The organism is Streptomyces sp. NPDC089799, from assembly GCF_040684755.1.
Classification (GTDB): domain Bacteria; phylum Actinomycetota; class Actinomycetes; order Streptomycetales; family Streptomycetaceae; genus Streptomyces.
Window position 1 is genome coordinate 66,658 of sequence record NZ_JBFBGR010000007.1, and the last position, 14,275, is coordinate 80,932.

Consider the following 14,275-nt stretch of genomic DNA (forward strand, 5'->3'; position numbering starts at 1 on the left):
GGAGTCACCCCGTGACGGAAGGCACCACCGCCGCCGCTGCCGAGGCCGGCGACACCCTCACCCGCCTCGAGCAGGAGGGCGAGATCGCGGCCGACTACCTCGAGGGGCTGCTGGACATCGCCGACCTGGACGGCGACATCGACATGGACGTCGAGGCCGACCGCGCCTCGGTGTCGATCGTCAGCGACTCGTCCAGCCGCGACCTGCAGAAGCTCGTCGGCCGCGAGGGTGAGGTCCTGGAGGCGCTCCAGGAGCTGACCCGGCTCGCCGTGCACCGGGAGACCGGGGACCGCAGCCGCCTGATGCTGGACATCGCCGGCTTCCGGGCGAAGAAGCGCGAGGAGCTCGCGGCGCTCGGCGCCAAGACGGCCTCCGAGGTCAAGACCTCCGGTGAGCCGGTCAAGCTCGCGCCCATGACGCCCTTCGAGCGGAAGGTCGTCCACGACGCCGTGGCGGCCGCCGGTCTGCGCAGCGAGTCCGAGGGCGAGGAGCCGCAGCGCTACGTCGTCGTGCTCCCCGCCTGATCGATTGCATATCGTTGCTCGGCCCCGTCTGTGTCGCAGACGGGGCCGAACTTTGTCAGCCTGATAACTCAGAGTGCGGTACGGAAGGACGGTTCCCGTGACGGAGGCAGCAGCGGAGCTTCCCCCGGCGCCCGAACAGGCGCGAGCGGTGTTCGGCGAGCGTTTCCCGGAGGCTGTCCGGTACGCGGAGCTGCTGGCCGACGCCGGCGTGAAGCGCGGCCTGATCGGGCCCCGTGAGGTGCCCCGTCTGTGGGAGCGGCACCTGCTGAACTGTGCGGTGCTGGGCGAGGCGGTCCCCGAGGGAGTGACCGTCTGCGACGTGGGCTCGGGGGCCGGTCTGCCGGGCATCCCGCTGGCCCTGGTCCGCCCCGACCTGAAGATCACGCTCCTGGAGCCTCTGCTCCGGCGGACCACCTTCCTCCAGGAAGCGGTCGAGCTGCTGGGTCTGGACCATGTGACGGTGGTGCGCGGCCGGGCCGAGGAGATGCTGGGCAAGCTGCAGCCGGTGCACGTGGTCACCGCGCGGGCGGTGGCCCCGCTGGACCGGCTCGCCGGCTGGGGCGTTCCGCTGCTCCGCCCGTACGGGGAGATGCTGGCGCTCAAGGGCGACACCGCGGAGGAGGAGCTGGTGGCGGCCAAGGCGGCGCTGACCAAGCTCGGTGTGGTGAAGACCTCGGTGCTCCACGTCGGCGAGGGCGTGGTCGATCCGCTGTCCACCCTGGTCCGGGTGGAGGTCGGCGAGAGCCCCGGCGGTGTCCGCTTCGCGGCGAAGCGCGCCAAGGCGGCGCGGACCGGACGGGTCCGCCGCCGGCGCTGAATGTCCGGGTGGTCCCTGTTGGTCTGCCTTTCGGAGTGTCGTGGCGGGCGGGGGACCCCGTCCGTGCATCGTGTTTCACGTGAAACATCGCTCCCTGTTGCACGGAATCTTCAGCCGGATGTCCACAACGGTGGATTCATCCACAGGAGGACGGGCCCCGCTGGTTCGCGACCCCGGTGGCATGGCAGGCTCTGTTCAGCGCGAGCCTGATGCTGATGTCGAGGAGAGTGAATCCGTGCGGTCAGACGCCAACCTCGCGGGGCCGATGGCCGACCCGGTCCCCGGCCCCCGCACCGAGCCGGTGGGCGGCGATGTTTCTTCCCCGGCCCCGCCGGTCGTTGCCTCCGGTGAGGCGTCGCCTCCCCCGGTGGACAACGACACCCCGATCGGCCGGGCCGCCCAGCTGGCGGTGGAGGCCCTGGGCCGGGCCGGTGACGGGCTGCCCCGCCCGGAGCAGACCCGGGTCATCGTGGTCGCCAACCAGAAGGGCGGCGTGGGCAAGACCACGACGACCGTGAACCTGGCGGCCTCGCTGGCCCTGCACGGCGCCCGGGTCCTGGTCATCGACCTCGACCCCCAGGGGAACGCGTCCACTGCGCTGGGCATCGACCACCACGCCGAGGTGCCCTCCATCTACGACGTGCTGGTGGAGAGCCGGCCGCTGCTGGAGGTCGTCCAGCCGGTCGTGGACGTAGAGGGGCTCTTCTGCGCGCCCGCCACGATCGACCTGGCCGGTGCGGAGATCGAGCTGGTGTCCCTGGTGGCGCGGGAGAGCCGGCTGCAGCGGGCCATCCAGGCCTACGAGCAGCCGCTCGACTACATCCTCATCGACTGCCCGCCCTCGCTGGGTCTGCTCACCGTCAACGCCCTGGTGGCGGGTGCCGAGGTGCTGATCCCGATCCAGTGCGAGTACTACGCGCTGGAGGGCCTGGGACAGCTGCTGCGCAACGTCGACCTGGTGCGCTCACACCTGAACCCGGCCCTGCACGTGTCGACGATCCTGCTGACCATGTACGACGGGCGGACCCGGCTGGCCGCGCAGGTCGCGGAGGAGGTGCGCAGCCACTTCGGCAAGGAGGTGCTGCGCACGAGCATCCCGCGCTCGGTGCGCATCTCCGAGGCGCCGAGCTATGGCCAGACGGTTTTGACGTACGATCCGGGGTCCAGCGGTTCCCTCTCCTACCTGGAGGCGGCGCGAGAGATCGCGTACCGGGGCTCGAATCACATGCACAATGCGGCGGAGGGGATCCAGTGAGCGATCGACGTAGAGGTCTGGGGCGGGGGATCGCCGCACTGATCCCCGCGGCTTCGCCGGAACAGGACGGGCCGGTGGTCGGGGCGGGCTCGGTCTCCCCGACCGCGGTGCCGGTACTGCCGGCGGAGCGCGGTGTGGCGGCGGCCAAGCTGGCCGCGCTCCCGCAGGGCGAGGGTGCCGGTGTGCCCGGTGCCCTCGATGTTTCACGTGAAACGGGGCCGGCGGGCGCGGAGCCGCAGTTGAACACGGTGGCCGGTGCATCGTTCGCGGAGCTTCCGCTGGACTCCATCACGCCCAACCCGCGGCAGCCGCGTGAGGTGTTCGACGACGACGCGCTGGCCGAGCTGGTCACCTCGATCCAGGAGGTCGGTCTGCTGCAGCCCGTGGTGGTGCGGCAGGCCGGTCCGGAGCGCTACGAGCTCATCATGGGCGAGCGCCGCTGGCGGGCCTGCCGGGAGGCGGGCCTGGAGCGCATCCCGGCGGTCATCCGGGCGACGGAGGACGAGAAGCTCCTGCTGGACGCGCTGCTCGAAAACCTCCACCGGGCCCAGCTGAACCCGCTGGAGGAAGCGGCGGCCTACGACCAGCTCCTCCGGGACTTCGGCTGCACGCAGGAGCAGCTGGCGGACCGCATCGGGCGCTCGCGCCCGCAGGTGACGAACACCCTGCGGCTGCTGAACCTGGCGCCCAGGGTGCAGAACCGGGTTGCGGCGGGCGTCCTGCTGGCCGGGCACGCGCGGGCGCTGCTGCCGGTGAAGGACCTGGAGGAGCAGGAGCGGCTGGCCTCGCGGATCGTGGCGGAGGGCCTCTCGGTGCGGTCGGTCGAGGAGATCGTCTCCCTGATGGGTGCCGAGACGGCGGCGAGGTCGAAGTCGAAGGGTCCGCGGGCCGGTGCCCGGGTCGCTCCGGCGCTGAACGAGCTGGCGTCGCGGCTGTCGGACCGCTTCGAGACCCGGGTGAAGGTGGACCTGGGCCAGAAGAAGGGGAAGATCACCGTCGAGTTCGCATCGATGGAGGATCTGGAGCGGATCCTGGGGACGCTGGCACCGGGCGAGGGCCGGGTGCTGGAACAGGGGACCGCGGGGGAGTAGCCCCGGGCCGCCTGACGGGACATGAGGAAGGGCGGGCCGCACCGGTCGGGGACCGGTGCGGCCCGCCCTTCGTCCTTATACGATGCGTTCATGGGTCGTCGGCTCGTACCGCTCACGCTGGACAACCTCCGGGACCTGCCCGGGCGTTGCCGGTCCTGCGTGTTCTGGGAGCTGGACCCCGTCAGCGGTGAGGCCGCGGTGAAGGCGGGCACTCCGGAGTCGGAGAAGGAAGGCTGGATCTCGGCGGTGCTCCTGGAATGGGGCTCCTGCGGCCGTGTGGTCTATGTGGACGACGTCCCGGTCGGGTTCGTCCTCTACGCGCCGCCCGCCTATGTGCCCAGGTCCACGGCCTTCCCGACCAGCCCGGTGTCCCCCGACGCGGTCCAGCTGATCACCGGCGCGATCATCCCGGAGTACCAGGGGCAGGGGCTGGGCCGGGTGATGGTGCAGACGGTCGCCAAGGACCTGCTGCGGAGGGGCTTCCGGGCCATCGAGGCCTTCGGGGACGCGCGCTGGGAAGGGCCGGGGTGCCTGCTCCCGGCGGAGCACCTGCTGGCGGTGGGCTTCAAGACGGTGCGCCCGCACCCGGTGCATCCGCGGCTCCGGCTGGAACTGCGTTCCACGCTGTCCTGGAAGGAAGACGTGGAGCTCGCCCTGGACCGGCTGCTGGGCGGCGCCCGCAAGGAGCCGGTGCTGCGTCCGCTCTGAGCCCCGGCTCCGGGCCCGCCTTCGGACGCGTGTGCGCGAACGCGGGACGGGGCCGCACCTCGCCGGTGCGGCCCCGTCCCCTCGCCCGTGGGCGTCAGCCCTGCTTGACCTCGATGAACTCGTCCAGGTCGCGGAGGATGGCGGCCTTCGGCTTGGCGCCGACGATGGTCTTGGCGACCTCGCCGCCCTTGTAGACGTTCAGCGTCGGGATCGACATGACGCCGTACTTGGCGGCCGTGCCCGGGTTCTCGTCGATGTTGAGCTTGACGATCTCGATCTGGTCGCCGTGCTCGGCGGCGATGGCCTCCAGCGACGGGGCGATCTGACGGCACGGGCCGCACCAGGCCGCCCAGAAGTCCACGAGGACGGGCTTGTCGCTGCGCAGGACGACCTCGTCGAAGTCTGCGTCGGTCACGTTCTTCAGGGTGCCGGCCACAGCGGCCTCCTTCTTCTTTACTGCGGGGTGTGGGGTGGGGTGGTTCAGGGTCAGACAGCGGCCGCGGACTTCTCGGCGTCCGAGAGGGCGGCGAGGAAGCGCTCGGCGTCGAGAGCGGCGGAGCAGCCGGTACCGGCGGCGGTGATGGCCTGGCGGTAGGTGTGGTCCACCACGTCGCCGGCGCCGAAGACACCGGTGAGGTTGGTGCGGGTGGAGGGGGCGTCGACCTTCAGGTAGCCGTCCTCGTCGAGGTCCAGCTGGCCCTTGAAGAGCTCCGTGCGCGGGTCGTGGCCGACGGCGATGAACAGGCCGGTGACGGCCAGCTCGGAGGTCTCGCCGGTCTTGGTGTTGCGCAGGGTCAGACCGGAGAGCTTGGTGTCGCCGTGGATCTCGGCGACCTCGCTGTCCCAGGCGAACTTGATCTTCGGGTCGGCGAAGGCGCGGTCCTGCATCGCCTTGGAGGCGCGGAGGCTGTCGCGGCGGTGCACGATGGTCACGGACTTGGCGAAGCGCGAGAGGAAGGTGGCCTCCTCCATCGCGGTGTCGCCACCGCCGACCACGGCGATGTCCTGGTCCTTGAAGAAGAACCCGTCGCAGGTGGCGCACCAGGAGACACCGCGGCCGGAGAGGGCGTCCTCGCGCGGCAGGCCGAGCTTGCGGTGCTGGGAGCCGGTGGTCACGATGACGGCCTTGGCGCGGTGGACCGTGCCGGCGGTGTCGGTGACCGTCTTGATCTCGCCCGTGAGGTCGACGGAGACGATGTCGTCGGGGACCAGCTCGGCACCGAAGCGCTCCGCCTGCGCCCGCATGTTGTCCATGAGGTCCGGGCCCATGATGCCGTCGCGGAATCCGGGGAAGTTCTCCACCTCGGTGGTGTTCATCAGGGCGCCACCGGCGGTGACGGCGCCTTCGAAGACCAGGGGCTTGAGCGAAGCGCGTGCGGTGTACAGGGCGGCCGTGTAGCCGGCCGGCCCGGAGCCGATGATGATCACGTTACGGACGTCGCTCACGGGTACTTTCCTCGTCTCTGCGGACTTCGCTGATGCCTACCGGGGGCCGGTGCGGACTCTCACCCCACCCAACGGATCCTACGGCGCGTGCATTCCCGGGTTGTCCCCGTGACCGGACCGCGGGATTCAGGAGCGCGGGTAGGTGCCCTTCAGCAGCGGTGCACCCGTGGCCGTACCGGGGTTGTTCTCGCAGGTGGAGTCGAGGACATAGGCATCGACCCGGGCGGGGTCGCCGGGGTGCGGGAGGACCAGCAGATAGACCTCGGTCCCCTGGAAGGTCCCTCGTTCGGCCGCCAGCGGCGGCTCGGCGCGGCCGGTGCCCGCCCGGACGCACTGCGGCACCCCGGGCCCCCGGGACTGGGCCGAGCGGTCCTCCGGAGCGGTCAGCCCGGGGGTGGTGCCCTCCAGACCGAAGGTGGTCGCCTCCCCCGGTTCCTCGGCCTTCGGCTCCGGGGCCTTCGGCTGCTCGGCCTTCGGTGCTGCGGTGCCCAGGAGCTGCCGCACGCTCTCCGGCAGGCCCTGCTCGGTGAAGGTGCCCAAGGGGGCCGCGGCCTGGGCGGATCCCGCGGAGCGCGCGGTCTCCTTGGTCGCGGTGTCGTGGATGCTGTCCGAAGCGGGGAATCCGCCGGACAGGTAGATGCCGAGGACACAGACGGCCGCGGCGGCCAGCGTACCGAGGGCGGCCATCCGGCGACGGGCCCGCACCCGGGCCCGTCCGGGGCCGGTGCTGCCGCCGGCGTGCCCGGCGGGCGCGGTGCGCGGCACACGGGGGCCCGGGGTGGCGGCCGGCGTTTCACGTGAAACATCGGGCGCGGCGGCGTCGGCCGCCTCCGTGCCGCCGGCACCCGTGGTGTCCCCTCCGGCCCGCGTCTCCCGTGCTCCGGGCGCGGTCCGGTCCAGGAGGGCCTCGGCGGCGAGCGCGGCGTCGATGCGTCCTGCGATGTCGGCGGGCATCCGGGCCGGCCCCGGGAGGGTGCCGAGCAGGCCGCGGATCTCCTCCAGGGAGGCGCGTACGTCCTCGCAGAGGGGGCAGTCGGTCAGATGGCGGCGGACTTCCGCACTGCGGGACGGAGAGAGCAGACCTTCGGTGAGGTCGGAGATCTCCGAGACGTCAGGGTGCCGGATCGTGCCGGGCGCGCCCGTTGTGGGGCTCACGTTCGTCCACCTCCGCCCTTCACGGCATTCGGGTCCCTGGGTTCTGCTGCCGGTGGGACGGGAGTCCCCTGCGACCGGTTCCTTCCCCGCTCGGAGGCGGTGTTATCCACGGGACCGCTGCGCAGATGAGTGAGCATCGGGACGAGTTTCGCCCGGCCACGGGCACATCGGCTCTTCACGGTCCCGGTGGGTACGTCGAGGACCTGGGCCGCCTCGGCCACCGAGTAGCCCTGCATGTCGACGAGGACCAGGGCGGCCCGCTGCTCGGCGGGAAGGGTGGTCAGGGCGGCCAGCAGCTGCCGGTGGAGGTCCTGCCGCTCGGCGGGGGCCTCGGCGGACTCGTGGGGCTCCAGGAGCCGTTCCAGGCGGTCGGTGTCGTCCAGCGGCGCGGTCCGCCGGACGGCGGCCTTGCGGGCCCGGTCGAGGCAGGCGTTCACGGTGATCCGGTGCAGCCAGGTGGTGACGGCGGAGTCCCCGCGGAAGGTGTGGGCGGCCCGGTAGGCCGAGACCAGGGCGTCCTGGACGGCGTCGGCGGCCTCCTCGCGGTCACCGAGGGTGCGCAGCGCCACCGCCCACAGCCGGTCGCGGTGGCGGCGTACGAGTTCGCCGAAGGCGTCGGGGTCACCGGCGACGTGCCGGGCGAGCAGCTCCTTGTCGCCGGTCTCGCCGGTTGCCCCGTGGTCGCCGGGCTTCGCGTCGGTCATCACACCTCCCCTCCCGGGAGGGAGCGTACGGGGCGGGCGGGGCAAAGACGAGGGTCCGCCGTGCCGGTGGCGCGGCGGACCCGTGCAGAGCGTCCGTTCGGGTTGTCGGCCGGGCGTCAGAGGTCGGCGCCGAGGACCTTGATGTTGTTGATGCCGCCGCGGAATCCGCCCCCCGAGGGCGGCAGTTCGGTGATGTGGACCAAGAGGTACCTGGTCTTCACCGGGGTGTCGAGCGAGGTTTCGAGCGTCCCGTCAGCCTTGCCCAGCTTTCGGATCTCCTGCCGGAATCCGGCTGCCGACCTGGGCTGCGTACCGGTGTCGGCGTTGGCGGCGAGGACTTCCACCTTGTGGCCGGAGCCGTGGAAGTCGACCTCGACTCCGGTCACGTTCTTGACGCTGCCCAGGTCGACGATGATGCCGCTGCCGTCGTCGTAGGCGTCGAGGTTCCCGAAGTTCGGGTGGCTGAAGAAGATCTTGGTGATCCAGGCCGAGGACTGGTCACCATCGGCGGCCTTGAACGCGTCCTCGGGTTTGATCGGATCCCGACCGAACACGGTGGCGTCCTTGATGGCCAGCGGCTTCGACTCGATCTTCTCGGGGGCCTGGTTGCCGTTGTTCGCCGGCGGCTGCTCCTGGCTGGTGGTGGTGCCCTTGTCCAGGCGGTCCAGCAGGGTGTCGGCGAGCTGCCAGCTGCCGAGGCCGAGCGCGGCGATGAGCAGGGCGGCGACGCCCCACTTCAGGACCCGGCCGGTGCGGCTCTGCAGCGGCGGCGGAGGCGGCGGGGGCGCCTGCATGGCCGTCGTGGCCGTGCCGGGCCGGGGCGCGCCGTAGCTGCCCTGCTGGTAGGTGGTGTGCTGGTACTCGGGCGGAGCGGTGAACGCCGGCTCCGGGGGCCGGATGCGGGGCATCGCGGCGACCGCCTTGGCGAGCTCCTCGGGGGTGGTGCAGGCGGGCTCCTGCCGGGAGGCGGTGGCGCCGTCGTTGGCGAGGGCGCGCATGGCGAGCTCGCCCAGGCCGCGGTGCACTCCGGCGCGGACCTGGTCCGGCGGGATCAGGCCGACGCCCTTGGGCAGACCGGTCAGGCCGTACGCGTCGGTCTCGTAGGGCCAGCGCCGGGTCAGGGCGGCGTACAGCAGTGCGCCGATGGCCTCGGTGTCGGTGCGCTGCGGGGTGTCGCTGGTGATGCCGCGCAGGGCGGCGTTCACGGCGAGGCCGCGGATCCGGTACTGGCCGGTGGAGGTGCGCAGTATCGCGCCGGGGGTCAGGCGCAGATGGGACAGGCCCTCGCGGTGCGCGGCGGCCATGGCCTGGGAGACCTGGCTGACGAGCTGGTACGCGTCGTGGGGTTCCAGTGGGGCGACGGCGAGCAGGGCGGTCAGCTCGGTGGCGTCGGGCAGCCACTCGTGGACCACGTAGACGAGGTCGTTCTCCTCGACGGCGTCGAGGACCTGGACGAACCGGGGGTCGCCGAGCAGGGCCGAGGACCGGGCCGCGGCCAGGACCGAGCGCGCCCGGGGGTGGTCCGCGGGCAGCAGGTGGACGCCCACGGCGCGGCGCAGCTTCTCGTCCATCGCACGCCAGCTGCTGAATCCGTCCAGACGGGTGACGCACTCTTCGAGCCGGTACCGCCTGGCCAGCTTGTGGCCGCTGTGGAGTTCGGGCGCGGGAGTGGCCGCCGTTGTCTTGGGCTGCTTGGGTGACCCGTCCGAGCCGGTCACGGGCTCGTCCGCGGCGTGTCGGGCGCTCTGGGTTTCCGCCCCGTCGGCCGTGGCCTTGGCCGCCTGAGCGGCCGGCGGTTCGTCGCCGCCGTTGTCGGCCACGTCGACGGCAGCCGTGCTACGTTCCGCCACCGTCGTTCCTGCCTCCCCATCCGTTGCACGCTGTCGGCCAGTCTGCGAAGCCATGCCAATTGTGCCCACAGTCCGCCGCTATGCACGACACGCGTCGGGCGCCGATGGTTGCGCTCATCAGCGGCCCAGGCGTCCGCGCACCATCCCGACCATGGCGTTCAGCTCCTGGATCCGCATGCGCTTGGCGGCGGTGAGGAATACCGCCGCAAGGAGGATTCCGCCGACGGCCAGCGCGGTGAGGGAACCGAGCGCTCCGTTGCCCAGGAAATAGGTGATGCCCCAGGCCGCGGCACCGGCCACCAGGGCGGCCGGTACGCAGGCGCCGGCGAGCCGGGTGTAGGTGCGGATGACCTGGGCGCCGTCGAGGTCGCCGCCCAGCCGGTTCTTGAGGCGGCGCCAGGCGATGCCCACGCCGACGGTGTAGCCCAGGCCGTAGGCGGCCGCCATGCCGACGACGGCCCACCGGGCGGGCAGGACGAAGAAGGCGGCGGTGGAGACGGCGGCGTTGACGCCGGCCACGATCACCGTGTTGTAGAAGGGCGTCCTGGTGTCCTCGTAGGCGTAGAAGCCGCGGAGTACGACGTACTGGATGGAGTACGGGATGAGGCCGAGGCCGAAGGCCATCAGGACGTAGCCGATGTTCTGGGCGCCGGCGCCGGATCCGGCGTACAGCAGGGTGGCCATCGGCACGCCGAGCGCGAGGAAGGCGAAGGCGCAGGGGACGATCGCCACGGCCGAGGTGCGCAGGCCGTAGGAGATGTCGTCGCGGACCGCGGCGGCGTCACCGTCGTGCGCGGAGCGGGAGATCCGGGGCAGGACGGCGGTCATCACCGAGACGGTGATGATGGCCTGCGGCATCTGCCAGAGCAGCAGGGCGTAGTTGTACGCGGTGATGCCGGTGCCGGCGTGGCCCTGCTTCTCGGCCACCGAACCCGCCCAGGTGGCGAGCTGGGTGACGACGACCAGGCCGACCTGGTTGGCGAGGACGAAGAAGAAGGTCCACTTGGCCAGGCGGGCGGCCTTGCCCAGACCGTGGCCGCGCCAGTCGAACCGCAGCTTCGGGGTGAAACCGGCGTCCCGCAGGTAGGGGAGCATCGCGAGCGCCTGGACGGTGAGGCCCAGCAGGGTGCCCAGGCCCAGCAGGCGGACCCCGTCGGCGGTGACCGTGCCGGCGGTGACGTGCGAGCTGGTGAAGCCGCCGAAGGCCCAGATGAACGCGCCGAAGGTGGCGATGACCACGATGTTGTTGAGGACCGGGGTCCACATCATGGCGCCGAACCGGCCGCGGGCGTTGAGGATCTGACCGAGGACCACGTGCACGCCCATGAAGAACATGGTGGGCAGGCAGTACCGGGCGAAGGCGACCGCGACCTCCATCTGCTTCGGGTCGGAGGCGATCTTCGGGGACATCATGGTGATGAAGAGCGGCGCCGCCAGCACGCAGACCGTGGTCACGCCGGCGAGCAGGACCACCACCAGGGTCAGCAGCCGGTTGGCGTAGGCCTCTCCGCCGTCGTCGTCGTTCTTCATGGCCCGCACCAGCTGCGGGATGAAGACCGCGTTGAGGGCGCCGCCGCCGACCAGCACGTAGATCATCGTCGGCAGGGTGTTGGCGACCTGGTAGGTGTCGTTGAAGGTGCCGACGCCGATCGCGGCGGCGATCACCAGGGTGCGCAGGAAGCCGGTGATGCGGGACACGATCGTGCCGGCGGCCATCAGGGCGCTGGACTTCAGCAGGCTCGCGGCCTTGCCGGCCGGCTTGGCGGGGGCCGGGGCGGCCACCGGGGCCTCCTCGGCCGGCGGCCGGGGTGCCCCCTGCTGGTCCCGGTACAGGTGCGCGAAGGCGTCCGGCTCCCGCTGCTCGTCCACGGTGGCGCCGGAGACCAGGGAGTCCACGCCGACGAACTCGGTGGTGGCCGGCTGGTCGCCGTACGGCAGGTGCCGGGACGGACCGTCCGGCTCGGGCGGCGGGGTCTGGGCCCACACCCGCGGGTCGGGCGAGTACGGGGAGGCCGCCGGAGCCGCGTACAGCGGTCCCGGCTCCTGATAGGTGCCCGGTGGTGGTGGCGGGTGCGAGGCCCGGTCGTACAGGGCCTCGGTGACCGGGTCCTGGGCGGACAGGTCCTGTGCCCGGTACGGGTCGTAGGCGTACGCGTCCGTGACGTACGGGTCGCGGTCCGGTGCGGGGGCAGGCGGCGGCACCTGTCCCGGCGGGGTGCCCGGGGCAGTGCCCTGGGCGGGTGCGGGCCCGCCTGCGCCCTGCGCGCGGTCACCTTCGTACGGCGCGTTCATGAACCCCACCTCATCGTCCCCAGGCCGACCGGCCACGGCATCGCTCAACGGTCCACTTTCTCACCCGGGCCGGAGCCGCTGTTGCTTTGCGGTCCGGTGTCCGTGCTCTCGTCACTCGGCTGCGTGCTCTCCCCCGCGGCGGCGCGGGCCGCCACGCGCTTGCGGGCGGCGTACATCTTGATGCCCGCCAGGACGAGGAGGAGCACACCGCCGGCGATGACGAGCATCACGGTGGAGGTGATCTCCGTGGCCTCGACGGTGAACTTGCGTTCCTTGCCGTACGGCACGCCGTCCTTGGTGAACAGCTGGGCCGTGACCTCGACCGGACCGCTCGCGGTGGCGTTGGCCGTGAACTTCACCGACTGGCTGTGCCCGCCCTGGACGGACACCTCCTCGCTGGCGGCGCCGCCCTCCCCCTCGAACATGAGGCGGGTGGGGTTGGCCGACTTCAGCCTCAGGACCAGCCCCTGCACGTCCTGGACCAGCCCGTTGGACACGGTGACCGGGATGGTCGCGCTGTGCCCGGACAGGGTGGCGTCGGACTTGCGGACCAGGCGCACCTTGTCGGTCAGGCTGATCAGGTACTGCTGGACCGCGTCGCGGTACAGCCGGGCCTCCTGGGGGTGGCCCCGCCACGACGTGGACATCTCCCGGTTCGTGGTGTTCCCGAACGGGATGGTGACCCGGTCGGGTGCGCTGAGGATCACCTTGAAGTTGTCGAGCGTGTTCTGCGTGGTGCGGATCTTCTCGAACGCCGCCTGCGGCAGCTCGGTCTTGCGCAGCGCGTCCGGGTACTGGCCGGCGCCGGGCACCCGGGTGGTGGCGCCCGGGTCGGGCTTGGTCCTGGCCGCGGACTCCAGGTCCAGCGGCTGGGTCCAGCGTCCGGGCTGGAGCAGCTTGAGCGCAGCGGCCATGGTCTGGGCCTGGCTGGCGGTGGGCATCCGCTGCGGGGCGACGACGAAACTGCGCTGGCCGTCGGTGCGCTGCAGGTTCAGGGCGAGGCTCTGGGCGAGGAACTCCTGGGTCGCCAGGGTGGTGTTCCGGGTCGTGAGCATGTCGCCCTGGAAGGCGGTGGACAGCCGGGCGTCGGCGACGACCGCGGTGGCTCCGGCGCCGATCGGGCGGGCCGCCGAGGGCGTGTAGGGGAGGCTGCCGGTCTCCTTGAGGCTGTCGCTGCGGGTCAGCACGTTGTGCGCGCCGGCCGAGGTGGCCACGTTCACGATGGACGGGTCGATGGCCCCGTCGACGGGCCAGGCGAAGTCGGTGGACGGGGTGATGTGCAGCACGGTCTCGACGGCCTGGGCGGCCTTGTCGGTGGCCGGCCGCAGCTGCCCGAGGCTTCCGGACACGTCCTTGCCCCGGTGGGCGAGCGAGGCGAGGTCGGGGTCGGCGAAGGGCAGGGCGACCACCTTCTTGCCCTGCACCGCCTGCTCCAGGGAGTTCAGCCATTCCTCGGCGACCGCCCTGCGCTTGCCCGGGAGGGTCTTCCCGTCGGGGGTGCGCACCCGGTAGCCCTTGGTCATCGCGTCGACCGTGTACAGCAGGTCGGGGTCGATCACCCAGGTGACCGGGAGGTCCTTGCCGAGGGAGACCATCTGCCCCAGCCGCCCGTCGGGCTGGAGCTCGTCGGCGAGGTCGTCGTCGAGGAACACCGGGGTCTGGGTCTCGTCGGGGAGGGTCTCCGCGGTCAGGTGCGTGGTGGAGACCAGCGGCCATACGAAGGCCAGCTGGGACCGCTTGGCGGCGGGCTCCGGCTGCCACGGGAGGAAGGTCCGTTCGATGCCCAGGACCTGCTCGTAGGAGCGGCCGCCGGTCTGTCCGGACAGGGACACGGCCAGCGGGTAGACGCCGTCCGCGTCGAGGTCGAGCTTGTTCACGGGAACCCGGAGCGTGAACTCCTGGGCTCCCTTCGCGGGCAGCGAGGCGATCTTCACGGAGTACGCCTGGTCGATCTCGGCGGGGTCGACGCCCTGCCGGAAGCGGGTCCGCTCGCTGACGTCGTCGATGGCGTCCCGGCTGCTCAGGGCGCCGCCCAGGCGCAGGCCCACGTGCGCGTTCCGGATCGCCTCGGTGCCGGTGTTGGTGACCCGGCCGCTGATCTCCAGGGTGTCGTTCTTCACCGGGGCGGCGGGGGCCATCGAGTCCAGCTGGACGTCGACCGCACCGTTCTCGGCGGCCCGTGCCTCCGGTGCCGGGGCGTAGACCAGGGCGGCCAGGACGGGGGTCCCCGCGAGCAGGACCATGGCGCGCCGCAGCCAGCGGCGCCGGGCAGGAGCGGGGACCGGCCCGTTGAAGTTCCCCGTGTCTGCCGCTTCGGCCACGCGCTCGCCCGTTCCTCGAAGTGTCAGTGGTCGTCGGTTGTGCGTCCACGCATGGTAACGAGGCCCGCCGGGCCCGAGTGCCGCGCACTGCTCCACATGATCGGGCCCCCGC

At 71.9% G+C, this 14,275-nt stretch carries 12 protein-coding genes; 5 read left to right on the top strand and 7 right to left on the bottom strand.

Features of this window, described 5'->3' with window-relative positions; translation table 11 throughout:
* Positions 1-11 precede the first annotated feature (11 nt).
* The 5 genes from AB0O36_RS09235 (at position 12) to AB0O36_RS09255 (ending at position 4,395) form a co-directional block, all read left to right on the top strand.
* The gene (locus AB0O36_RS09235; protein ID WP_365106344.1) at positions 12-524 is read left to right on the top strand and encodes a R3H domain-containing nucleic acid-binding protein; all 513 of its coding nucleotides are present in this window, start codon (positions 12-14) and stop codon (positions 522-524) included.
* A 73-nt stretch (positions 525-597) separates the two neighbouring features.
* Positions 598-1,341: a 16S rRNA (guanine(527)-N(7))-methyltransferase RsmG gene (gene rsmG / locus AB0O36_RS09240; RefSeq protein ID WP_365106346.1), complete on the top strand. Its 744-nt coding sequence runs from the start codon at positions 598-600 to the stop codon at positions 1,339-1,341.
* Positions 1,342-1,522: 181 nt separating this feature from the next.
* Positions 1,523-2,596 (top strand): ParA family protein, encoded by a 1,074-nt coding sequence (locus AB0O36_RS09245; protein WP_365106349.1) that lies wholly within the window; start codon positions 1,523-1,525, stop codon positions 2,594-2,596.
* On the top strand, positions 2,593-3,687 hold the full coding sequence (locus AB0O36_RS09250; protein ID WP_365106352.1) for a ParB/RepB/Spo0J family partition protein: 1,095 nt from the start codon (positions 2,593-2,595) through the stop codon (positions 3,685-3,687). Before AB0O36_RS09245 ends, AB0O36_RS09250 begins: the two co-directional genes overlap by 4 nt.
* A gap of 90 nt (positions 3,688-3,777) precedes the next feature.
* Positions 3,778-4,395, top strand: a complete 618-nt coding sequence (locus tag AB0O36_RS09255) for a GNAT family N-acetyltransferase (RefSeq protein ID WP_365106355.1) — start codon at positions 3,778-3,780, stop codon at positions 4,393-4,395.
* Between the two features lie 94 nt (positions 4,396-4,489).
* On the opposite strand, the gene trxA is transcribed toward AB0O36_RS09255, so the two are convergent.
* The 7 genes from trxA to AB0O36_RS09290 form a co-directional block, all read right to left on the bottom strand.
* Positions 4,490-4,831, bottom strand: a complete 342-nt coding sequence (gene trxA, locus AB0O36_RS09260) for a thioredoxin (protein WP_365106357.1) — start codon at positions 4,829-4,831, stop codon at positions 4,490-4,492.
* 50 nt (positions 4,832-4,881) lie between these two features.
* Positions 4,882-5,841 carry a thioredoxin-disulfide reductase gene (trxB, locus tag AB0O36_RS09265; protein ID WP_365106360.1) on the bottom strand — a complete coding sequence of 320 codons (960 nt, stop codon included), beginning with the start codon at positions 5,839-5,841 and terminating at the stop codon, positions 4,882-4,884.
* A 126-nt stretch (positions 5,842-5,967) separates the two neighbouring features.
* Positions 5,968-6,996, bottom strand: a complete 1,029-nt coding sequence (locus AB0O36_RS09270; protein ID WP_365106362.1) for a hypothetical protein — start codon at positions 6,994-6,996, stop codon at positions 5,968-5,970.
* A complete protein-coding gene (sigM, locus tag AB0O36_RS09275) occupies positions 6,993-7,700 on the bottom strand; it encodes an RNA polymerase sigma factor SigM (protein WP_365106365.1) in 708 nt (235 codons plus the stop codon). Before sigM ends, AB0O36_RS09270 begins: the two co-directional genes overlap by 4 nt.
* A 116-nt stretch (positions 7,701-7,816) precedes the next feature.
* Positions 7,817-9,550, bottom strand: coding sequence for a protein kinase family protein (locus tag AB0O36_RS09280; protein WP_365106368.1), 1,734 nt, complete (start codon positions 9,548-9,550; stop codon positions 7,817-7,819).
* Between the two features lie 117 nt (positions 9,551-9,667).
* The gene (gene murJ, locus AB0O36_RS09285; RefSeq protein WP_365106371.1) at positions 9,668-11,842 is read right to left on the bottom strand and encodes a murein biosynthesis integral membrane protein MurJ; all 2,175 of its coding nucleotides are present in this window, start codon (positions 11,840-11,842) and stop codon (positions 9,668-9,670) included.
* 44 nt (positions 11,843-11,886) lie between these two features.
* A complete protein-coding gene (locus AB0O36_RS09290; protein ID WP_365106374.1) occupies positions 11,887-14,163 on the bottom strand; it encodes a DUF6049 family protein in 2,277 nt (758 codons plus the stop codon).
* Positions 14,164-14,275 lie beyond the last annotated feature (112 nt).